The following is an 18317-nucleotide window of genomic DNA, read 5'->3' as shown; positions in this document are numbered from 1 at the left end:
AAGTTATTCTTAGCTGGTTTTTTTATGCGCGAAATAATTGGTCAGATGCCATAACTAACTTTCCTTGAAATCATTACTGATTTAACACCAAAAATATCGCATAATGGTTGTCATAATATTATATTAATAGTGAACACTATAACTGGGTTAACTGATTATGATCTCATTATCAAAACTGATTTTTTCAAAAGGCAACGTAGGGCTGTTGACGGCTATGATTGTGAGTGCTGCCAGTCTCTACGCCCCTTTAGCAAATGCCTCAGCTATTTACAAAGTCGTTGATGAAAAGACGGGTCAAGTCACCTTTACTGACCGTCCACAGAACTATGAACAGCAAGCAGACAAGCAAGTCACTCAGACTAGCGTGATGACTAGAAGTGATACGCTTAACTCAAGTAACAATAGCAATACGAGTGGTCAGTCTAGCAGTACTGCGCAAGCTGCCAGCACAGAGACGACGATTACACCTGATGCTGACAGTTCAACCGTCAAAACCGTGGTCAATTATCAGCTTACGATCACTGAACCAAGCGAAGAGCGTGCTTATCGTCGTCCTGCCCAAAATATCGCTGTAAATGTACAAGTAAAGCCATCTTTACAAGCAGGCGATAACGTGAGTATTTACTTGGATGGTAATGAGGTGGCGCAAGGTCTTAATGCTTCCATCCCAACGGTAGATATTTTACCGGGATCGCACAGTATCACGGCAGTTGTGACCAATGAGAAAGGTAAAACCCTGCAACAAGTAGCACGAACTGTTTATGTCATCCAAAACAATACAACCTTGCAAGATAATAAAAGAAAGGCAGAGCAGCTGTTGGCGTATCAGAACCTATCGTTGTACCAAAAACTATTATTAAAGTTACGTAAAAGTGATTAGAGCTTGTCTTATTGATGAATAACGACAGCATAGATAACAGCTTAAGAAAAAAGGCAAGCACCTTAATGGTACTTGCCTTTTTAGTATGAATAGTTCGATTTATGAACGAACCAACTGCTGGTATAAGTTGATTTATTTAGTCAGCTCAATCGTACCATTTGCGGTCACTGAGATCGTACTGTTGCCAGACTCAAAGCTTTGGCTTGGTACTGACTCAAGTGAGTCTGATTTCATGCTCATGGCGCTATACATTGGACGCGGGTAGTTACTACCTGTATTTAGGTTGACGTTCACCACACGATAGCCGCGAGCACTCCATGCGCTAGTTAGGTTTTTAGCTTGTTGTTGAAACGCGCGAGAGGCATCTGTCATTAGCTTCTGTTCTAGCGCATCTTTTTTGGTGTCTGACACACCAAAGCTGAGATTTTCCATGACAAGCGTTTCTTGTAGGTCGGCAATGAGCTGACTGGTCGCGGCAAAGTCAGTACTCTTCAAATCTATATTGGCTTGTCCTGTCCAGCCTATGATTTTGTTATTTTTATCATAACTAGGGTAAGTGCGCTGCTGTCCTGTGCTGACAGTGACGCTAGGATAGCGTTTGGCGATTTTCATGGCATTGTTGATAGAGGTGTTGAGCGTAGTGGCCAATGCTTTTGAGTCAGTTGCCTGTGCTTTTTTGTATAAGCTGGCTCGTACTTCATCATTTTGCACTTCTTCTTTTACTTCTGTTTGAAAAGTAAGCTGGTCGTAGCCAGTTGGTTCTGCATGCGCGCTGCCCATCATAGCGGTTAATAGAAGTGCAGAGCCAGTCGTTAGGGCTGCTTTGTTTAGTAGCGTGGTTTTCATTACTATCTCCTCAGTAAGTTATATCAATGATAAAGAGAGAAGCCAACATTAAACGCTGTCTCTCTCTATTAAAAGCAGTGCATTTTATTTGTTAGTTGCTATCCATCATGCTCAGCTTTATAGGCTAACATAGCAAAATTCAGACGCGATGCTGTGATAATTTTGTCACCTAAGTTACTGATTTTTTTGCCTTACAAAAACAGTTTTACGATAGGGGTTGTAAAATTAAAAAATTCTTGTATAATTTGCAACTGGTGGCTCCATTGGTAGCCTCGCAACATTGTTCTATGAATCCCGCCAGGACCGGAAGGTAGCAACGGTAATAGTCACGATGTGTGCCGAGGATGTGCTTTTGGAGTCGCTTTTTTTTGCCTAAAATTTGATAATTGGTTTTATAATCAGTCAGAAATATTCGTATTATGTGTTAAGCCCTTCATTGTAAAGGGCTTTTTTTTGCGTGAATTTTATCCATTTATATTTCTATTTCTTATTCAATTTCAAAGCTTCATTGATTAATATGAGTTAAAATACAATGTATCAACTTTTTAGTAACATTAGAGTGTGTTGAATATTCACCAATAGTCGCTGTCAGTGCCATGGTGGAGTATGCAACAGGCCTTAATATCAATACGAAACGTTTTAGGATTTGATTATGAAGATGTTTGTCTGGCTGTTTATTGCCTTTGTGGTATTGGTGGTTGTATTTGGGGTATCCATATTTAATAAATTGGTACGCGCCCGTAACCAAGCAAAAAATGGTTTTGCTCAGATCGATGTGCAATTAAAGCGCCGTCATGATTTGATTCCAAATCTCGTTGAGACGGCCAAACGTTACTTGACGCATGAAGAAGAAACGCTTACTCGCGTCATCAGCGCGCGTAATCATGCCCAAAGCTTGCAGGACTCGAGTAAACATCAGCCAGACTCACTGGAACATATGGCCTTATTTGCCAAAGCAGAGAGCATGTTGTCCAAAGCATTAGGACAGTTCTCAGCTGTCGTGGAAGCATATCCTGAGCTAAAAGCAGACAGTATGATTAAAGAGTTGATGGATGAGCTGACCAATACGGAGAATCGGATTGGTTTTGCGCGTCAACACTATAATGATAGTGTGATGTTTTATAATAATGATCGCGAAGTATTCCCCAATAATCTGGTGAGCACTACTTTTGGCTTTCGCCCATTAAGTCAGTTGGTGTTTGAAGACAGAAAGGCGATTGCTCAAGCCCCTGTTGTCAATATGGGCTGATATTCACATGCGTTCGGCTATGTTTAGATAGTATAAAATTTAGACAACATAAAGTTTAGGTAAGACAAGTAGATGGATTTTTTTGGTGAACAGCGCACACGTACTCAGCGCAGTCTATTGCTCTATGGGCTATTTTTTCTCATTGTATTTGCGCATATGGCAGTGGCGCTCGGTGTCATGGCACTGTTGCTCACATTATTTACGGATGGCATTTATTATTGGGCATTAGTACTGGTCATTATCTGGACATTAGGTAGCTTCGCTGGTGGTAGTTTTTTAGAGTATCGTCGTCTAAAGGCGGGCGGTCGTGCCATTGCTCAGCGCGTAGGTGCTGTTAGATTGTTTATTGATCATAGCCAAGACGCTTGGGAGCACAGTCAGGGGATTGCTCATCAGCATGAGCCTATACAAAAGGTTCGCTATAGTGCACATCATATTGCGGTGCGTGATGAGCGTGATTTTCCACCAGTCTACCGTCGCTATTATGAAATTGCGCAGCAGCTGGCCATTGCATCAGGCTTGAGTATGCCTATTCTGTATGTGCTGCCTGATGAGCAGGGTATCAATGGTTTCGTGGCGGGTCGGCACAGTCAGGATATGGTGTTGGTCGTGACGCAAGGTGCACTGGATAAGTTGTCTGATGAGGCTTTGTACGGGCTCATCGGACATGAGTATGGTCACATCCTCCATGGCGATGCCACCTTCAATCTGCAGCTGATGGTAGTATTAGCAGGCTTGCAGATACTATATGACTGGAGCGATCCTATCGGTAATGGCAATTATTTTGATAATGCCGTCAATCAAAACCTCGATCTATCACAAAAGTCCATCGATAATCATGCTCGTAGTACCGAAGCGAAAACCGCAAGCTTTACCACTCATAGTGAGTGGGTGGCGTACTGGCAGAGCCAGTCGCAAAATCAACAGTCAACCGCAAAAATTCAGTCGAAATGGCTACAAAAAAAACTGGTAGTAGATCGCCAAGCGCCTCGTAGCGTTTGGACATTGTTGTTACATGGGTTGAGCTTTTCGAGCATGGCCAGTGCTCAACTCATCAAACATAGCTTCAACCGTGAGCGTGAACTGCTTGCCGACGCGACCAGTGTGCGGTTGACGCGCTCTCCTGCGATTATGGAGACACTAAAAGCCATTCACCAAGATTCACTTGGTTCACGCTTGACAGGTATCACTGATATCAATGGACTCAGTCATTTTTTCTTTGCCAGTAGTGGCACAGACCTAGGGGATGTCTCTTGGTTTGCGACTCATCCCAGTTTGTCCGAGCGTATGGGTGCTGTTAATGCCAACGCTTACCATAAGTTTGCCGTCCAAGTTGCTAAAGAAAAACGCATCAATCAGCAAAAAATAAAAGAAATATATGATCAGCGTCGACTCGGGGACGTGGAGAAAGTAAAAACAAATAGCCTAAGTATAGATAAAAAAGAAAATACTGACAAACAATTACTCTACGCAGAACTACTTTCTACTCAAGCATTGAATAATGAAGTAGAGAAAGAAGAAGAAAAAGGGCTAGATTTCGTTGTAGCGCAAGATGTCGTCATTGATGGGCGATTGCAGGTATCGTCGCAAGATATGGATGTTCATGAACGGTTAAAGCCTTGGCAGGCCAAACCTGATAGCGATTTACCATCGGCAGCGCTGATTAGTATTAATGATATTGAAAAAGTCTCGCTACCACAGTATGTGCTAAATCACAGTCACCACCCGTTAGGTGCGCAGGCCTTGGTTGAAGCGGTGATGTTATGCCATCAGGGTCAAACCCTAATAACGACAAGCACTTATGATTTGGCTGACATTTGGTACGAAGTTACTACCAATAAAACCGATGATCATCGCCAAGCGCAAATTCTACCTCATGCCATCGACCATAAATTGATAGAAACCGTGGCGAGTATCGATCGACGATTGGACAGTGCACTTATCACAACTGCCATAAAAAATCTGAGTCAGCATAACTTATCCGAAAGCGTGATTGCAGAGCTACATCTGAAGCATGAGAGCAGCCATAGCAATGAAAGCTATCAACATTATAGTCAGCAGAAAAAATGTCGTATGATGCTTATGCGCTATCAACAAGGTATCACTGAACTCTTTAATGGTCAGTTAACTGCTGATTTGAGTATAGACTTAGCGGATAAGATGACGGATAAAGATTTGCTTGCTGACATTATTCAGTCAGAATCAGCTGACGCCAAAAGTGATGCGTCTTGGACGCCTTCTATTTTGTCATTATGGCAAGCACTGCATCTGCAACAGCTGCTGCCAGTACTATCTACGGTGCTAAGTGATGAGCAGTCACAGATACGAAAATATGAGTCATGGCAGCACACATTGAGAGCTGGCACAAAGGGTATATATGCCCAGCTTGATCCTTCAGGTCAAGTGTTTACTCGACTGAACGATGTTAAGAGAACGCTGCTGATTTTACTAGCATATCGTTTATCAAAAGATGTCAAAGGCCATATGACATCAGCGCTAGATAGTTCAATGCTTGACTATAACGATGCTAGTGTGGCCCACTATATCGTGGATTTACGCCGCCATGCACGCTTGATTGATATTGATTTAGCCGCCATTAGCGATGCCAATCTACAGTGGTTGCTGTTGACGGCTCAAAACCTCAATAGTATTCAGCTATTGGCCTTGATAGAGACTGTGCCTGTGTTCATAGCCTCTACCGTTGAGTTGTCTGTAATAGATGCCAAACGCCGTGATAATTATCAAGAGAGGCAACAGAGCCTCAATCAAATAGATTATAATGATACGACTGGTGAGAGTTACACCTATAATAATTACCAGCAATGGCTGAGTACATTGCATACAGTGATGTTACACGATACGATAGTCAGCCAAGATGAGTATGATTGCTTAATGCTGTTAGCAGAGCACTGGCTAGGCGTTCGAAAGCTCTTTTGAGTGCTATGACTGAGTGATGTTACTGAGCGAAGTGTTTAGGCATTGTTTAATACGCATTGGGCTGACTAGAAGTTGCATGATTTAAGTTGTTATTTGACATTTTTTAATACAGATATTCTGTAAACCCATCTTAGATGAGTAGGATAGTAAAGACGTATGAGTGACATTGCAGACCCGCTAATTGTATTGCAACATCGTATGCAGCAGCGTCAAATTTTAGCGATGATGGGTATCAATCAGTGGATACAGCCAAGCTCAGCCACTATCAATATGGCAGATATCTCTGCGCCTACTATTCCTGATCCAATTGATACGCCTACTCAGGCTGTGTCGTCTGTTACTAACATTGAACAACCAAGTATAGAGCAGCAAAGTCATGCTGCCGCGAGCATTGAGATGTCGAATATAGCATTTGCTGACTCTGTATCAGCGGCTATCGATGATGACGCCACGCGTAACTATTATCATGATGCTAGTGATGTAGGGTTAGAATCACCTAACGAACAAAGCCCTGTCACCTATAGCTTTGATACTAGCGTCAAAGCTGTAGGTGATGTACCTGTTAAATCTCTCGTAAACGACATAGCTCAGCAAACCACTGCCGCTATCAGGCAGAGTCCTATTGCGCATATAAATAATGATGATAGCTTCAAAAAAGTATCCCCATTTGATTTGCAAGGCGGTCGCTATGGTGATTGGGTGGTTTTGGTTGATATCCAAGCACTCAATAACGATAGTCAAAAGCTATGGCAAAATATTACCCAAGCGTTATCCATCACTTGTGAGACCACCTCTTTTCCTATTTGCGAAGGTATGGATACCGCAGAGCTTGCCAATGCCAGTTTTGCTGGATATGTCTTTAAAATTGGTCGCAGTGAAGACATACAAGTGATAGCGTTGACTGAATTGCCTGAAGGGCTTGAGCATCCGACGCTTACGGCTGTGCCCACGTTAGATGAAATGCTCGCTGATAGCAGCTTAAAGCGTCAGCTTTGGGATAAATTATCGGGTTAAGCCAGTTGACCATCGGTGTGGTCATAAGTTACTTGTATAAACTATCGGCATAAAAAACAGACATTAGCAAATAAAAACCACGAAAGTCACTTTTACAGTGATTTTGATAGGCATCTTTTACGCTCCAACAAACAACGATGATTTCATCATATTTAGGATAATGACTATGACCACCACATCAACTATCAATACCGTCGCTCCTAACCGTGTGCCTAACTTTTCAGCGGGGCCTGCTACGATACCAACTGCTGTATTATCACGCGCTCAAGACGAGTTGCTTGATTGGCAGGGAAGCGGTATGTCGGTCATGGAAGTAAGTCACCGTAGTAAAGAGTACATTGCTATTACGGAAAAAGCTGAAGCGAAATTGCGTTCGTTGATGGACATTCCAGATAATTATAAAGTGCTATTTTTACAAGGTGGTGCCAGCTTACAGTTTTCAGCGATACCATTAAACCTATTGAATGGTGGGCGCGCAGATTATCTAACGACAGGTGCTTGGTCAGGCAAGGCAATTAAAGAAGCAGATCGCTATGCCAAATTAGGTCTGGGCGAGACTAACGTGGTCGCAACAGGTAAAGGAAGCAACTTTACCGATGTGCCTGATCAAAGTGAGTGGCAGTTAAGTGAAAATGCGGCATATTTCCATTATTGTGCTAATGAAACCATTCATGGCTTGCAAATATTTGAGCCGCCAACCGTTGATACGCCGATTATCGTTGATATGTCTTCTTGCATTTTGTCACAGCCAATTGACGTCTCTAAATTTGGGATGATTTATGCGGGTGCACAAAAGAACATTGGTCCGGCAGGACTGATTATTGTGATTATTCGTGAGGATTTATTGGGGCAGGCTAGTGAGTGGTGTCCGCTGCTAATGAACTACGAGCATCAGGCCGAAAAAGAGTCTATGTCAAACACGCCAGCGACGTATTCTTGGTACTTGGCAGGACTGGTCTTTGATTGGTTAGAAGAGCAAGGCGGGGTGGCTGCTATTGGCAAGATTAATCAGCAAAAAGCAGACTTACTCTATAAAACGATTGATGACAGCGATTTTTATAACAATCCAGTAGCTATCAAACATCGTTCTATCATGAATGTACCGTTTACCTTGGCAGACAGCAGTCTTGATAAGGTGTTTTTAGAAGAGTCAGCCGCCGCAGGCTTGATGAACTTAAAAGGTCACCGTGATGTGGGCGGTATGCGTGCCAGCATCTACAATGCCGTATCACTAGACTGGGTACAGCAACTGGTTGATTTTATGATTGCCTTTGAAAAAAAGCACGCTTAAATCAGCACCAGTTTTAGAAAAAAAGACGCAACTTTATGAGCTGCGTCTTTTTTTGTCTAAAATCAGCATGTTTGCTTGGTGGATAGATGGGTGGCTAGATGAATGGTTTGTAATACCACACATTTTGCATGGCAAACCATTAGGTTAAAAAACTGAAGTTTGTTATGATAAATTTTGTGCAACTTATCATGCTTAGCGAGTTTTCAATTAGCATGCAGTCACTAGGGCATGTCCTCAATTCAAACGATAGTTATCTAACTGGGCTAAAAATGGCTAGATTTTGCCAAACATCGTCAAATAGCTGGTCAATATCTCGATATTATCTACACTATTTTTCTCGTTTGACGGCAATTTATCTCATTTTTATCTCCATTTTTGAAATGAGGACACACCCTAGATAAACTCTAAATATATTCATCAGTTTGGCAAAAGGGCTTGTTATAACTTTATTATGATAAAAAACACCATGCTAAAAGCCATAATGCTAATTGCCGCAGTGAGCTGGGCACCTGTCAGTATCGCAGCGCCAATCACCACGACTGCGCTTGGTCATAACAGTCCTACTCACTATATTGACGCACCATTCATGCCTTATGCCAATCCAAATGCACCGACAGGCGGCACGCTCTCGCTCGATGCGCGTGGCACTTTTAATGCTGCTAATAAATGGATGACCACTGGTGTGGCAATGGCTGGTACCGACTATCTGTATGATACCTTGATGACTGGCTCATTAAATGAAGCCTTTACGATGTATCCGCAGCTGGCAAGCAAGGTGACGTATGACCCTGATGACACCAGTTGGATTGTTTATCATATCAATCCTGCTGCACGTTTTTGGGATGGGTCGCCAGTTACTAGCGATGATGTCAAAGCCACTTTTGACGCGATACTGAACAAAGGACCGATGTATATTCGCAGCTATTTGGGTGATATTAAAGACATTGAAGTTTTGGATAAGCAACGAGTGAAGTTTGTCTTTGCGTCTGATGAGAATAAAGAAATTTTGTTAACGGTGGGGCAGTTTCCTATCTTTGCCAAGACCTCTATCGATGCTGATTTTGAGACGATTAGTCTAACGCCATTGATGGGCAGTGGTCCTTATAAGCTCGGACGTGTGGATGCAGGGCGGGCGGTCAGTTATATACGCGATGCCAACTATTGGGGACGTGATTTGATGGTCAATCGCGGTCGCTATAACTTTGATAGGATTAAGTTTGTGTATTATCAGAGTGATGAGATTGCTTTTGAAGGGTTTAAATCTGGTCAATATCGATTCCGCCCTGAGAACAAAGCGTCCAATTGGGCAACGGGTTATAATTTCCCCGCAGTAAAAGCGAAGCTAATTAACAAAGAGACGATAAGCAGTCAAAATCCAGTACCTATGCAAGGTCTGGTGATGAATATGCGTCGGCCAATCTTTCAAGATATTCGTGTTCGTCAGGCATTGACGGCGGCTTATGACTTTGAATGGATGAATAAAACCCTATTTCATGGGCAATATGAGCGCTTACAGAGCTTCTTTCATGGCTCTGAGCTTGCCGCAACGGATACGCCTTCGACTGCTGAGATGCAAGTTCTTACCCCTTTGTTATCCAAGCTTGAACCCATACAACGTCAGGCTGTATTGGCAGAATGGCAGTTGCCTACTACTGATGGTAGCGGTTTTAATCGTCAAGGGCTATTAGAGGCACGGCAACTATTGCTAGATGCGGGTTTCTATTATGAGGATATGAAGCTGTATCAACCTGATGGACAGCTTGCTCAAATTGAGATTTTGATGACAGGCGAAACCATGGGACGAGTATTGTTGCCCTATATTCGTAATCTAAAACGTTTAGGGTTTGATACGACCTTGCGTCAAGTGGATGGTCCACAATATTATGAGCGTATGCGCAATTTTGATTATGATATGGTGGTGGATGTATTTGCGCAGAGTTTATCACCTGGCGCTGAACAGGCGAGCTTTTGGGGTAGTGCGGCAGCTGACCAAGCAGGTAATAGAAATACAGCTGGTATTAAAAACGTGGCAATCGACGATGTCATAGACAAGTTGGGTCGTGCTAAGAATCGTGAAGAGATTGTGTTATATACCCAAGTGCTTGACCGCTTATTACGTGCTGGTCATTATTTAGTGCCACTATATGGAAAGTCGGGCACCAACGTCGCCTACTGGAATCAATACCGCCATACTGAAAAACTTCCTACCAATGCTGTCGGCATCGACTACTGGTGGACGGACAAAGCAGCAGAAGATCGTGTTAATACCTATTTGAAACAGTAAAAATCAACAATTTTGAATGTTAAAGCGTTTCACAAAACATCTGATAAAAATTAAGCAACAGAGATAACTATTCGTAAGGATTTACCATGAGTATTCGTATTCACCCGATTAAAGCGTTCAATGACAATTATATCTGGACATTGATTAATGAAAACAATAAGCAAGCGATTGTCATTGATCCAGGTCAGGCTGAACCTGTCATTGCTTATTTAGAAGAAAACAATCTAGAGCTAACGTCTATTTGGACCACGCATCATCATCATGATCACATCGGCGGCGTCGCAGCGCTACAAGAGTCTTATCCGATGACGCACCTAGTGGCGCATACTGAGCATAATGTTGATGAAGATCAAACCATCAAAGATGGCAGTACGGTAAGTGCATGGGGCTGCTCCGCGCAAGTTTGGGATGTATCGGGTCATACGGCCAGTCATGTGGCCTATATTTTAGATATCGATGGACGCAAGCATTGCTTCTGTGGTGACACACTATTTAGTGCAGGGTGCGGACGTGTATTTACCGGTACGATTGAGCAATTGCATGATAGCTTTAAGCGTTTGAATGGTCTAGCAGCTGAGACGCTACTGTATCCCGCACATGAATATACGGCCAGCAACTTACATTTTGGGCTATCGATTGAGCCTGCCAATGAGGCAATGCAGCAAGCATTGGAACAAGCAGAAGCGCAAACCGCACAGGGTATGCCGACATTACCTGTGACCCTAGAGCATGAGCGTATGGTCAATGTCTTCTTACGTACACAAGAGCCAAGTGTGATAGCAGCTGTAAAGGCTAAAATGAGCATTAACGATGATAAGTCTTTGACCGTATTTGCTGCTCTACGCGAACTGAAAAATAACTTCTAACTGCGTTCACCGCTCATTCTCTCTGTCATCATGTTTGTTATGCTAGGAAGCTGCTGTTATGGGTCGTTATATCTTAAAAAGATTACTGTTGATATTACCGACGCTATTTTTAATATTGCTCGCAAACTTTGTCATTGTACAAGCAGCCCCCGGCGGTCCTGTTGAGCAGCAGCTTGCGCTTATTGAACAAGGCGCAAAAGACAATGCGCAGGCTGGTAATATTGGTGCGGGCAGTGCAGGTAGCAATAACAGCACGTATCAAGGTACGCGCGGTCTATCTGAAGAGATGGTGGCAGCGATTAATGCCCAATACGGTTTTGATAAATCGGCACCCGAACGTTTTTGGATGATGCTAAAGAACTATGCCCAGCTAGATTTTGGTGAGTCGTTTTTTAAAGGTCAGACAGTAACCGACCTCATTGTAGAAAAGCTGCCAGTATCAATCTCGCTTGGGCTATGGAGTACGTTGCTGATTTATATGATCGCGATTCCACTCGGGGTTTATAAAGCCATGCATCATGGTTCTGGGATTGATAAAGCAACGGCTATGCTGCTCGCTATCGGTCATGCGATACCTGTCTTTGTATTCGCCGTCATACTACTGGTGTTCTTTGCTGGTGGCAGCTACTGGAATATCTTTCCACTACAAGGGCTAACCTCTGATAACTTTGACCAATTGAGTGCTCTTGGAAAAGTAAAAGATTATTTTTGGCATTTGGCGTTGCCACTCTTGGCAAGTACGGTCGGTGGGTTTGCTGGCTTGACCTATTTGACCAAATTTAGCTTTTTAGAAGAATTAGGCAAGCAATACGTACTTACTGCTCGTGCCAAAGGTTTAGGAGAGCAGCAAGTCTTATACGGGCATGTTTTCCGTAATGCTATGTTAATCATTATCGCTGGTATTCCAGCCGCTATCGTTGGTATTTTCTTTGCCGGTAACTTTCTGATTGAGATTATCTTTAAATTAGATGGTCTGGGCTTGCTCGGCTTTGAAGCCATTCAGCAGCGTGATTATCCAGTAATCTTTGGTACGCTGTTTATCTTTACCTTAGTGGGATTGTTATTACAATTAATCAGCGATTTAAGTTATCACTTGATTGATCCCCGCATTGATTTTGAGGGGCGCTAATGTCAAGTCATCCATCACCTTCAATGCCCTCATCTGACTCTACTGTTTCTATGCCAAAAAAACGTCGGCTAAACCCTATCTGGCAGGCACGCCTAAACCGTTTTCGCCAAAATCGTCTTGGTGTTATCTCGCTATTTGTTTTTGCGCTGATATTTACCATTTGTATGGCAGCCAATGTGATTGCCAATGACAAACCGCTACTGGTGCAGTATCAAGGTGACTATTACTTTCCTGTTATAAAGGCTTATCCTGAAACGACTTTTGGTGGTGTGTTTGAAACCGAAACCAATTACAAAGATCCTGCGGTGCAAGCATTGATTGATGAGCAGGGCTTTTATATTATGCCGCCGATTCCATTTGCCGATCAGACACCCAACGTAGAGCTAGGCATTCCTTATCCAGCGGCACCTAACGCCCAAAACTGGCTTGGTACGGATGACTTAGGCCGTGACGTACTGGCACGCATACTTTATGGGTTGCGAGTGTCTTTACTATTTGGCTTGGCATTGACACTTGCAGGCGCATTGATAGGTATCATTGTCGGTGCTATCCAAGGCTATTACGGTGGCTGGGTTGATTTAATCGGGCAGCGTTTTATGGAAGTGTGGGGCGGGATGCCTCAGCTGTTTATGATTATTATTCTGGTCAGTTTATTCAGTCCGAGTATCACCATGCTGTTTGCCTTGATGTTATTGTTTGGCTGGATGGGTCTGGTGGGTTTGGTACGGGCAGAGTTTTTGCGCGCGCGTAACTTTGATTATGTCCGAGCTGCTCGCAATCTTGGTGTGTCGGACAGTCAGATTATGCTGAGACATATTTTGCCGAATGCTTTGGCCTCAAGTTTATCTCAATTGCCCTTTATTTTAACGGCGAATATTATTGCCTTAACGGCACTAGACTTCTTAGGGTACGGTTTACCGCCGGGTTCACCATCACTTGGTGAGCTGATGGTACAAGGCAAAAATAACCTGGATGCACCGTGGCTGGCCTTATCTGGGTTCTTCAGTTTGACCTTTATTTTATCGCTACTCATCTTCGTTGGCGAAGCGCTGCGTGATGCATTTGATCCGAGGCGATCTTAATATGACAATGACGACTGCTAAAAACAACCGATTAAATGAAAATGATGGTCAGGAAACAAACACAGTCATACTGTCGGTAGATAAGCTCAGTATTCATACCGATGTGGGCGTGGCTTTGGTTGATGCACTGTCTTATGAGCTCACACAAGGGCAAACCTTAGCTATTGTTGGTGAGTCAGGTTCTGGCAAGTCAATAGCCAGTCTCGCGCTGCTGGGATTATTACCAAATAGCTTAACCATTACGGGCAAGGTGCAGCTGGCAGATTCAGCAGGTATGACAACCTTACCGATAGCTAATGAGAAAGGGCGGAACACAGCATTACGGGCTGTACGTGGGCAGCGTATTGGTATGGTATTTCAAGAGCCAATGACGGCGCTTAACCCTCTACATACGGTTGCTAAACAAATTGCTGAGTCACTGCGCCTAAGTGGTATTCCTAAAAAGCAATGGCGCGAACAAAGTATCGCCTTGTTAGATGATGTCAATATTACCGATCCTGCTGATAAGTTGAATCGCTATCCGCATGAGCTATCAGGTGGTCAGCGTCAGCGCGTCATGATTGCGATGGCATTGGCACAGCAGCCCGATATTTTAATCGCTGATGAGCCGACTACGGCACTCGATGTGACTTTACAACATGAGATTCTTGAGCTGTTAGATGATCTCAAGCGTCAGCATAATATGGCGATGGTGCTTATCAGTCATGATCTCAATTTGGTCAGGCGTTACAGTGATGATGTCATTGTCATGCGCCAAGGAAAGATGATTGAACAAGGACAAACGGCGGCTGTATTTAATCAGCCCAAAGCAGAGTATACCCGCACGCTTATCCAGCAGGATTTTGGTCAAGCATTGACTATATCGGATGATAATAAAAGTGAGCAGTTAACGGTATTACAAGTAAATACGCTACAAGTACAGTTCCCAATGGAAAAAAGTCTATTTGGCGGTACAAAGCGTTGGTTTGATGCGGTTAAAAGTCTAGATATAACGCTGCATAAAGGACAGGCATTGGGTATCGTAGGTGAATCCGGCTCTGGAAAAACGACGACGGCGCTTGCTTTAAGTCAGTTACTTGGTAATACAGCGCGTGTTAGTGGACAGATAATAGTCAATGAGCAAGATCTTTCGGCATTATCGAAACGTGATCTACGTATCTTTCGCTCGCAGATTCAGATGGTATTTCAAGACCCATTTGCCAGTATCAATCCTCGTATGACAGTGATGCAAATCGTTGAAGAAGGGTTGCTCGTCCAAGGTGTCGATAAGGCCACTCGTCAGCAGGCAGTCATTGATAGTCTGGCTACTGTACATCTACCAGCTGAGTTTTCGCAGCGCTATCCGCATGAGTTGTCTGGTGGTCAGCGACAACGCGTGGCACTCGCACGCGCGCTTATCATGCAGCCGAGTCTATTAATATTGGATGAACCGACTTCTGCGCTGGACAGTACCACGCAGGTTACAGTGGTTAACCTGCTACGTGAAATTCAACAAAAGCTGCAAATCAGCTATGTGTTTATCAGCCATGACCTAAAAGTCGTGCGGGCGCTATGTCAAAAAATCATGGTGTTAAAAGACGGTGCGTGTGTAGAGTCAGGAAGTACTGAAGATATTTTTCATAATCCGCAACATCCGTATGTCAAGCGTTTACTACAGGCGAGTAGCACTTAGTTGTGACATCAGACACATAAATGGAATTGACTGTAGCGGTTCATATTAATAGCGATATCATATGGATAGCAGTGATAAACTAAGGATAGAGCAACGTTTTTTCAGCATAAATATTCAGGAACGCTTTGACGTTATAGATATGCTATTACTTTAATAGTGACTTTTAGTCGCTGATTAAAATGGTTGTTATTACTATTTTGGTATTATTAAAAGGACTGTTTACCCATGAAGAAGCAAAATAGTTTTTCTAAATTAGTAGGTAGCACTGGATTGCAACATGCAGGGTATGTCGCCGTTGCTAAGACTCGCGCCAAAGTGCTTAAAGCTGTCTCTTATGTCATTCCTATCAGAAGACCAATGCTGTTCGTCGGTGAGTCTGCTTGTCATGAGCTGTGCGATATGCTCATCAATGAAGGCAGCACGAATGTCTTTATTGTCACTGATGCTGTGCTAAATAAGCTTGGTATACCTGCGAAAATCACTGAGTATTTAGAAGAAAAAAATATCAGCTATCATGTCTACGATGGTGTTACGCCAGATCCTACTTTTACAGTCATCGAAGAAGGTCTAAGCCAGTCTATAGCAGCAAAGTGCGATGCAATCATCGCCATCGGTGGCGGTTCGGTCATTGATGCTGCCAAAATGATGGCGATGTCTCAGGGTAATCGCTGCCAACCTAAGCAACTCATTGGTATTCTCAAAGCAAGAAAACCAGCCCTTCCGCTGTACTGTGTGCCGACGACGGCGGGTACTGGCTCAGAAGCCACACTCGGTGCGGTAGTGTCTGATGACAAGACGCATCAAAAGGCGCTCTCTATTGATCCTAGAATGGTACCATTAGCAGCTGCGATTGATCCGGTTATTATGAAAGGCATGCCAGCTCATATTACCGCTGATACGGGTATCGATGTACTGACACATGCGTTAGAGGCATGGATGAGTGTGAACGCTAGCGTAGAGACCGACTATTATGCGGCCTCTGCGGTCAAGTCTGTTATGCAGTACTTACCGATAGTTTATAAGGACGGTGGCAACCTACAAGCAAGAGAAGCGATGGGTGTGGCCGCTCACTATGGTGGTATTGCCTTTAATAAAGCTGGCCTCGGCTATGTGCATGCGATTGCTCATCAATTAGGGGCGTATTATCGTATTCCTCATGGTCGTGCAAATGCTATTGTGTTGCCTTATGTTTTGGATGTGAACCGTCAAGCAAGCCAAAAAAGACTGGCGGCATTGGCTAGAAAAACAGGCATAGTAAACACAGATCAAGCAGCTGGAAGTGACAGTATTGACAGTGCAATAACCGATCATCTAATCGCTCAAGTACGTGAGCTGATTGCAGATTTAAATATTGATCCCACTGTTAAGGGTTTACAAACCAGTGATTTTGATAATATTGCTAAAGCCGCTGCAAAAGAAGTCAGTGATACCTATGCAGTACCACTTTACCTCACAGCATCTGAAATAAAAGATATCTTGATAAAGATCAAGCAGGCAAGTGATCACTGTATGAATGACAAAACAGAAAGTACTAAAGTAGCCTAGGATATATAAATGCGATATAAAAAGAGCATGCTACCACCAGTGTAGCGTGCTCTTTTTTTGTTATTATGCTGTATGGGTTTAACTTATAAATACTCAAAAAACCGCTATTCGAAAAGTAAAAACCTAAAAAATAGCTTAAACCAAAAATATTAGACGATGATTGTTCAGCTTAAGTACAGAGTTTTTAATCTACGTTAAATTTTTATAACAAACTAGGTGTATTCCAGTGACACACAAGGGTTATGATAACTGTGTAGCCTCACTCCATAACATTATTTTTAGGATATTCTAATGAACCTCAAACTAAACACCAAGGTCGCTGCTATGGTTGTTGCGGCGAGCAGTACTTTCTTTGTCGGCTGTGCTGCCACTGAAAATACTGCGAAGACCACGCCACCAACCACTGGTAATAACCCTTATGCGCCTACAGATCCCAATTTAGCTGTGGCAACAGTCGCTGGCGGCTGTTTTTGGTGTGTAGAGGCGGGTTATGAGAAGATACCTGGTGTTGTGGAAGTGGTATCAGGTTATACAGGCGGTGAGACTCAGAATCCAACTTATAAACAGGTATCGGTAGGTGGCACCGGCCATACTGAAGCGGCGCAAGTGTACTATGATCCGACGAAAATAACGTATAATGGCATAGTACAAGCATTATGGCGTATCGCCGATCCAACCGATGCTGACGGCCAGTATGTAGATCGTGGAACCCAGTATCGACCTGCTATTTTCTATAATAATCAACAAGAAAAGCAAACAGCAGAAGCGGCGAAAAAAGCGCTGCAAGACTCTGGCGTCTATGACAAACCAGTGGTGATAGAAATCGTTCCTGCCAGCACCTTCTACCCAGCAGAAGATTATCATCAGGATTACTATAAAAAGAACCCACTTCGTTATAAAGCGTATACCTTCAACTCTGGTCGCTACCAGTTTATCGAAAGCGTATATGGTAAAAACTATGAGTTGGATTTTAGCCAGTTTAAACCAGCGGCCGGCAGTGTGAAAGTAAATACATCAACCACACCTTCAACTACCGCAGTGGCTACTACTGGTTTTAATTCAAAGACCTTCGTAAAACCTGCCAAGAGTGAATTGAAGAAGTCACTCAGTGATATTCAGTATAAGGTGACTCAGGAAGAGAGCACTGAGCGAGCTTTTGATAATGAATATTGGGATAATAAAGCGCCTGGTTTATATGTCGATGTCATATCAGGTGAGCCGCTGTACTCTTCTCGTGATAAATACAAGTCTGGAACAGGCTGGCCAAGTTTTACTCGTCCATTAAGTACAGATATGGTCGTTGAAAAAGAAGATCGCGGTATCTTCTCCGTTCGTACGGAAATTCGTAGTCGCTATGCTGACTCTCATGTCGGTCATGTATTTGATGATGGTCCTGCACCAACAGGCAAGCGCTACTGTATGAACTCAGCAGCACTGCGTTTTGTACCATTAGCAGATATGGAAAAAGAAGGTTATGGTGATTGGATTGATGACGTAAAACCAATTGCTTCTTAACTTTTGA

Annotated in this window: 13 protein-coding genes and 1 other RNA gene; 13 read left to right on the top strand and 1 reads right to left on the bottom strand. The window is 43.3% G+C overall.

Annotated elements, in window-relative coordinates; translation table 11 throughout:
- Window positions 1–157 precede the first annotated feature (157 nt).
- Window positions 158–880 carry a DUF4124 domain-containing protein gene (locus ACZW67_RS06985; protein ID WP_465182681.1) on the top strand — a complete coding sequence of 241 codons (723 nt, stop codon included), beginning with the start codon at window positions 158–160 and terminating at the stop codon, window positions 878–880.
- Between the two features lie 132 nt (window positions 881–1012).
- Here the strand turns inward: ACZW67_RS06985 and ACZW67_RS06980 are convergent, their stop codons facing one another.
- Window positions 1013–1726, bottom strand: coding sequence for an SIMPL domain-containing protein (locus ACZW67_RS06980; RefSeq protein ID WP_197101422.1), 714 nt, complete (start codon window positions 1724–1726; stop codon window positions 1013–1015).
- Between the two features lie 261 nt (window positions 1727–1987).
- Here ACZW67_RS06980 and ffs point away from each other — a divergent pair.
- The 12 genes from ffs to msrB all read left to right on the top strand — a co-directional run bounded on the left by ffs (window position 1988) and on the right by msrB (window position 18310).
- Window positions 1988–2084, top strand: an RNA gene (ffs, locus tag ACZW67_RS06975) — signal recognition particle sRNA small type.
- 294 nt (window positions 2085–2378) lie between these two features.
- Complete coding sequence (locus ACZW67_RS06970; protein WP_110923829.1) at window positions 2379–2975, top strand: LemA family protein; 597 nt, start codon at window positions 2379–2381, stop codon at window positions 2973–2975.
- 72 nt (window positions 2976–3047) lie between these two features.
- Window positions 3048–5912, top strand: a complete 2865-nt coding sequence (locus ACZW67_RS06965) for a M48 family metalloprotease (RefSeq protein WP_465182680.1) — start codon at window positions 3048–3050, stop codon at window positions 5910–5912.
- Between the two features lie 156 nt (window positions 5913–6068).
- Window positions 6069–6926, top strand: coding sequence for a hypothetical protein (locus ACZW67_RS06960; RefSeq protein ID WP_465182679.1), 858 nt, complete (start codon window positions 6069–6071; stop codon window positions 6924–6926).
- Window positions 6927–7092: 166 nt separating this feature from the next.
- Window positions 7093–8217, top strand: coding sequence for a 3-phosphoserine/phosphohydroxythreonine transaminase (serC, locus tag ACZW67_RS06955; protein ID WP_201589493.1), 1125 nt, complete (start codon window positions 7093–7095; stop codon window positions 8215–8217).
- 451 nt (window positions 8218–8668) lie between these two features.
- Window positions 8669–10501: an extracellular solute-binding protein gene (locus ACZW67_RS06950; RefSeq protein ID WP_465182678.1), complete on the top strand. Its 1833-nt coding sequence runs from the start codon at window positions 8669–8671 to the stop codon at window positions 10499–10501.
- 86 nt (window positions 10502–10587) lie between these two features.
- Window positions 10588–11367, top strand: coding sequence for a hydroxyacylglutathione hydrolase (gloB, locus tag ACZW67_RS06945; RefSeq protein ID WP_465182677.1), 780 nt, complete (start codon window positions 10588–10590; stop codon window positions 11365–11367).
- Between the two features lie 58 nt (window positions 11368–11425).
- Window positions 11426–12496 carry a microcin C ABC transporter permease YejB gene (gene yejB / locus ACZW67_RS06940; protein ID WP_465182676.1) on the top strand — a complete coding sequence of 357 codons (1071 nt, stop codon included), beginning with the start codon at window positions 11426–11428 and terminating at the stop codon, window positions 12494–12496.
- 50 nt (window positions 12497–12546) lie between these two features.
- Entirely contained in the window at window positions 12547–13578 is a 1032-nt protein-coding gene (locus ACZW67_RS06935; protein WP_201551926.1) for an ABC transporter permease, read from the top strand.
- A 1-nt stretch (window position 13579) separates the two neighbouring features.
- Window positions 13580–15250, top strand: coding sequence for an ABC transporter ATP-binding protein (locus ACZW67_RS06930; RefSeq protein ID WP_465182675.1), 1671 nt, complete (start codon window positions 13580–13582; stop codon window positions 15248–15250).
- 225 nt (window positions 15251–15475) lie between these two features.
- Window positions 15476–16795: an iron-containing alcohol dehydrogenase gene (locus ACZW67_RS06925; RefSeq protein ID WP_465182674.1), complete on the top strand. Its 1320-nt coding sequence runs from the start codon at window positions 15476–15478 to the stop codon at window positions 16793–16795.
- 291 nt (window positions 16796–17086) lie between these two features.
- Window positions 17087–18310, top strand: a complete 1224-nt coding sequence (msrB, locus tag ACZW67_RS06920) for a peptide-methionine (R)-S-oxide reductase MsrB (RefSeq protein ID WP_465182673.1) — start codon at window positions 17087–17089, stop codon at window positions 18308–18310.
- Window positions 18311–18317: the final 7 nt, after the last annotated feature.

The sequence above is a fragment of the Psychrobacter sp. TPE 89C genome (assembly GCF_055522395.1).
Note: the sequence above shows the minus strand (reverse complement) of the source record. Positions and strands in the feature narration are given on the sequence as shown.